Genomic DNA, 5000 nt, shown 5'->3' with positions numbered 1-5000 from the left:
TTGCCTAACCGCGCCCTCGAACCGATCTCGAGAAGCTGGTCTTTTTGTGCCAATGACATCGGGTCAAATCCCGCACAGGATTTGGCCCAGGCGACAATCCTTCGGATTGCGCGGATGGGCATTGGCAATGAGAACGATCAAGTGTCTTAAGGGCAATTGGTGGATGCCTTGGCATGCACAGGCGATGAAGGACGTGATACGCTGCGATAAGCTACGGGGAGGTGCGAATACCCTTTGATCCGTAGATTTCCGAATGGGGAAACCCACCTAAGGTGCTTGGAAAATCAGAGTAGCAGAGCGATCTGCTGCTGTGGTTTCCAAGTATCGATAATAGGTAACTTACCCTGAATACATAGGGGTAAAGTGGCGAACGCGGGGAACTGAAACATCTAAGTACCCGTAGGAAAGGACATCAACCGAGACTCCGGAAGTAGTGGCGAGCGAACCCGGACCAGGCCAGTGGCGATTGAGAGACAAGCGGAACCTTCTGGAAAGTAGGGCCATAGTGGGTGACAGCCCCGTACGCGTAATGCAATCAATCGTCCTCGAGTAAGGCGGGACACGTGAAATCCTGTCTGAAATTGGGGGGACCACCCTCCAAGCCTAAGTACTCGTGCATGACCGATAGCGAACTAGTACCGTGAGGGAAAGGTGAAAAGCACCCCGACAAGGGGAGTGAAAGAGTACCTGAAACCGATTGCCTACAAACAGTGGGAGCCCGCAAGGGTGACCACGTACCTTTTGTATAATGGGTCAGCGACTTAGTGTGACGAGCAAGCTTAAACCGCTAGGTGTAGGCGCAGCGAAAGCGAGTCTGAACAGGGCGTTCAGTTCGTCGCATTAGACCCGAAACCGAGTGATCTAGCCATGAGCAGGTTGAAGGTAAGGTAACACTTACTGGAGGACCGAACCCATAACTGTTGCAATAGTTCGGGATGACTTGTGGCTAGGGGTGAAAGGCCAATCAAACTCGGAAATAGCTGGTTCTCCGCGAAATCTATTTAGGTAGAGCGTCGACCGAATACCCCAGGGGGTAGAGCACTGGATGGGCTAGGGGTCCTCACCGGATTACCAAACCTAACCAAACTCCGAATACCTGGGAGTACTAGTCGGCAGACACACGGCGGGTGCTAACGTCCGTCGTGAAAAGGGAAACAACCCTGACCTACAGCTAAGGTCCCCAAGTTATGGCTAAGTGGGAAAGGATGTGAGGATCCCAAAACAACCAGGATGTTGGCTTAGAAGCAGCCATCATTTAAAGAAAGCGTAACAGCTCACTGGTCTAAATAAGGGTCTTTGCGCCGAAAATGTAACGGGGCTAAAGCCATACACCGAAGCTTAGGGTTCGTAGCAATACGAGCGGTAGCGGAGCGTTCTGTAAGCTGATGAAGCCATACCCGTGAGGGGTGGTGGAGGTATCAGAAGTGCGAATGCTGACATGAGTAACGTAAGGGGAGTGAGAGACTCCCCCGCCGAAAGACCAAGGGTTCCTGCTTAAAGCTAATCTGAGCAGGGTTAGCCGGCCCCTAAGACGAGGCGGAAACGCGTAGTCGATGGGAACCACGTTAATATTCGTGGGCTTGGAGGTAGTGACGGATCATTGAGGTAGTCCAATCTTATCGGATTGAACGGGCTGCTGCGTGGTTCCAGGAAATAGCTCCTCCTTATAAACCGTACCCGAAACCGACACTGGTGGTCTGGTAGAGTATACCAAGGCGCTTGAGAGAACTATGCTGAAGGAACTCGGCAAATTGCACGCGTAACTTCGGAAGAAGCGTGACCCTTTTCTGCGCAAGCAGAGGAGGGTGGCACAGACCAGGGGGTAGCGACTGTTTATCAAAAACACAGGGCTCTGCGAAGTCGCAAGACGACGTATAGGGTCTGACGCCTGCCCGGTGCTGGAAGGTTAAGAGGAGGGGTGCAAGCTCTGAATCGAAGCCCCAGTAAACGGCGGCCGTAACTATAACGGTCCTAAGGTAGCGAAATTCCTTGTCGGGTAAGTTCCGACCTGCACGAATGGCGTAACGACTTCCCCGCTGTCTCCAGCATAGACTCAGTGAAATTGAATTCCCCGTGAAGATGCGGGGTTCCTGCGGTTAGACGGAAAGACCCCGTGCACCTTTACTATAGCTTTACATTGGCATTCGTAGTGGCATGTGTAGGATAGGTGGTAGGCTTTGAAACCTGGGCGCCAGCTCAGGTGGAGCCACCCTTGAAATACCACCCTTATTACTATGGATGTCTAACCGCGGCCCGTTATCCGGGTCCGGGACAATGTATGGTGGGTAGTTTGACTGGGGCGGTCGCCTCCTAAAGAGTAACGGAGGCGCGCGATGGTGGGCTCAGAACGGTCGGAAATCGTTCGCTGAGTGCAATGGCATAAGCCTGCCTGACTGCGAGACTGACAAGTCGAGCAGAGACGAAAGTCGGTCATAGTGATCCGGTGGTCCCGCGTGGAAGGGCCATCGCTCAACGGATAAAAGGTACGCCGGGGATAACAGGCTGATGACCCCCAAGAGTCCATATCGACGGGGTTGTTTGGCACCTCGATGTCGACTCATCGCATCCTGGGGCTGGAGCAGGTCCCAAGGGTATGGCTGTTCGCCATTTAAAGCGGTACGTGAGTTGGGTTCAGAACGTCGTGAGACAGTTCGGTCCCTATCTGCCGTGGGTGTAGGAATATTGAAAGGATCTGTCCCTAGTACGAGAGGACCGGGATGGACGGATCTCTGGTGGACCTGTTGTGGCGCCAGCCGCATAGCAGGGTAGCTATATCCGGACGGGATAACCGCTGAAGGCATCTAAGCGGGAAACCCACCTTAAAACGAGTATTCCCTGAGAACCGTGGAAGACGACCACGTTGATAGGCCGGGTGTGGAAGAGCGGCAACGCTTGAAGCTTACCGGTACTAATAGTTCGATCGGCTTGATCGTTCTCATTCCTTATGCTCATCGTGAAATACGATGGATGGCACAACAAAGACCAGCGAACAGCCCGAGAGGCAACCCGACAGCGCTGCTGCCGATGTCTCTCTATGCTCCTTCGCTCAAAAAGCTTCTCGAACAACGTGCGTTTTGCCGAAGCGGATGTCAGTGAAATCTTCTCTCTACGACAAGGCCCGCCAAGGGACCACGGGCCGCGTAAGCGGCCCTTTCATTTGGTGAGCCATCTACCGATTTGTAGGCTAGCGTCGTCATAGGCGTGCGCTTACGTCCAAAGCAAGCAAACGCTTGCTCAGTTCAGCAAGCAAACGTTTGCCTAGTTCGGCAAGCAGGCGCTTGCCTGGTTCAGCAAGCAAATGCTTGCTTAGTTCGGCAAGCAAGCGCTTGCCTAGTTCGGCAAGCAAGCGCTTGCCTAGAGGTGGCGCGGGGTGGAGCAGCCCGGTAGCTCGTCAGGCTCATAACCTGAAGGTCACAGGTTCAAATCCTGTCCCCGCAACCAACATTCAACGGCCCGCTAGGCTCAAGCCAGCGGGCCGTTTTTGTATCCAGATCACAATGCTCGGCGATTTGCTCCGGCGCAGGCGCCCGCAAGGAGCCGAAGCCCCCGCGGGACAAAAACGCAAAGCCTCCCCAAAACCAAATCACAAACGGCCCGTCTGGCTCAAGCCCGGCGGGCCGTCGCATTTCGACTGATAGTCATCGTCGATTCACTCCCCGGACCCGAGACGAGGTTTCGGCGGGTGCGGCGGATGAACTCAGCCTCTTCCAGAGCCGAAGCGAGCAGTGAAAGCCGAATCGGAGCAGCGACCCAACCAAATGCGAAACGAATTTCGCCGGCGGGCCTCTTTCTTGGCCGGCCTCAGTGCTTGTCGTCCCGCTTGTATGGGAGAAAACAGATCGTCGGAGCCGTCGATTGCGGGCCTGATTCCTCGATCGCGCCAGCGTCATCGGGGCTGAGGCGACATCTCGGTTGTGCCGAGCCGGCGAGCCAAGTCCTGCGGAACAATCCAGATCCAAGGCGGAGTGCGGCCGAATCGACAAATTCTGGCAATAGCTGACATCTATTGCTATGTTCCTATGGCCGGACATTTTCCCAGAGGTTGCCATGCCCAACTACGCTCTGAACGATCACTATGAGAGCTTCATCAGAAAGCAGCTCGAATCAGGTCGCTACAACAATGCCAGTGAGGTTGTCCGCGCCGGCCTGCGCATGCTCGAGGATTTCGAGGCGGAGCGGGAGAGATGGCTGCGCGAGGAAATCCCGGGGCGCCTGACGGAGCTCCACCAGGATCCGGCAAAGGGGATACCCGCCGACATGGTGTTTTCCCGGCTGGAAGCGCGCCATCGCGCGAAGCAGGCGAAAGCCAAGTAGGGGGTGGAGTACCGGATTGTCTTCCATCCAATGGCTGAAGCTGAACTCGGACAGCTCTATGACGACATAGCCGAGCGCGCGTCGCCGGCGATCGCCTGGAATTTCGTTGCCTGCATCCGCGACCATTGCCTCGGCCTATCGACTTTTCCACAGCGCGGCACAGAGCGGGTCGAGATCATGCACGGGCTGCGGATTGTTGGTTACCGGCGCGCCGTCAGCATCGCGTTCGCTGTCGAAGGAGAACGGGTGTTGGTCCTGGGAATCTTCTACGCGGGGCGGAACATCACGCCGGAACTGCTGGAGGACCGGCTCTGAAGCGCCGTTTCCACAGGGTCGACCACCGCAAGGACAGGCGGTTTTAGGGCCGATCCTACGCGGCCAGCGGTTGCGTTATGGCTAGCCTGGGCAGGATTGATCCTTGGCGGTACATCATTCGAAATTCAGCAAAGCCAACTCACGAATTTCGCGTTGTGGATTTCTCTGCGAGAAATCGAAAAAACATCTGAGATGGCTGTTGACAGTTTGCTGAGGTGGCGACTATATACGCCTCACGAACGAGGGCGGTGCGCCGCTGGCGACGAAGAAGTTTGCTTCTAAGACTGCCCTCCGCGAAATTCAAGAGAGCCGCGTAAGCGACACTCGGACAGAGCCGCGTAAGCGACACTCGGACGGCCCCGAAGCCACAA

Annotated in this window: 3 protein-coding genes, 1 tRNA gene and 1 rRNA gene; 4 read left to right on the top strand and 1 reads right to left on the bottom strand. The window is 55.5% G+C overall.

Features of this window, described 5'->3' with window-relative positions:
* The first annotated feature begins 135 nt into the window (after positions 1-135).
* A 23S ribosomal RNA gene (locus AC1DPX_RS29010) occupies positions 136-2933 on the top strand.
* A gap of 260 nt (positions 2934-3193) precedes the next feature.
* On the opposite strand, the gene AC1DPX_RS29005 is transcribed toward AC1DPX_RS29010, so the two are convergent.
* Complete coding sequence (locus tag AC1DPX_RS29005) at positions 3194-3346, bottom strand: hypothetical protein (protein WP_477240985.1); 153 nt, start codon at positions 3344-3346, stop codon at positions 3194-3196.
* Between the two features lie 18 nt (positions 3347-3364).
* Between AC1DPX_RS29005 and AC1DPX_RS29000 the strand changes: the two genes are divergently transcribed.
* The 3 genes from AC1DPX_RS29000 (at position 3365) to AC1DPX_RS28990 (ending at position 4629) form a co-directional block, all read left to right on the top strand.
* Positions 3365-3441, top strand: a tRNA-Met gene (locus tag AC1DPX_RS29000).
* Positions 3442-4047: 606 nt separating this feature from the next.
* Positions 4048-4314 carry a type II toxin-antitoxin system ParD family antitoxin gene (locus AC1DPX_RS28995; protein WP_202357768.1) on the top strand — a complete coding sequence of 89 codons (267 nt, stop codon included), beginning with the start codon at positions 4048-4050 and terminating at the stop codon, positions 4312-4314.
* Positions 4315-4317: 3 nt separating this feature from the next.
* Positions 4318-4629 carry a type II toxin-antitoxin system RelE/ParE family toxin gene (locus AC1DPX_RS28990; protein ID WP_477240983.1) on the top strand — a complete coding sequence of 104 codons (312 nt, stop codon included), beginning with the start codon at positions 4318-4320 and terminating at the stop codon, positions 4627-4629.
* Positions 4630-5000: the final 371 nt, after the last annotated feature.

This window comes from Mesorhizobium sp. 01N446 (assembly GCF_056399285.1).
Note: the sequence above shows the minus strand (reverse complement) of the source record. Positions and strands in the feature narration are given on the sequence as shown.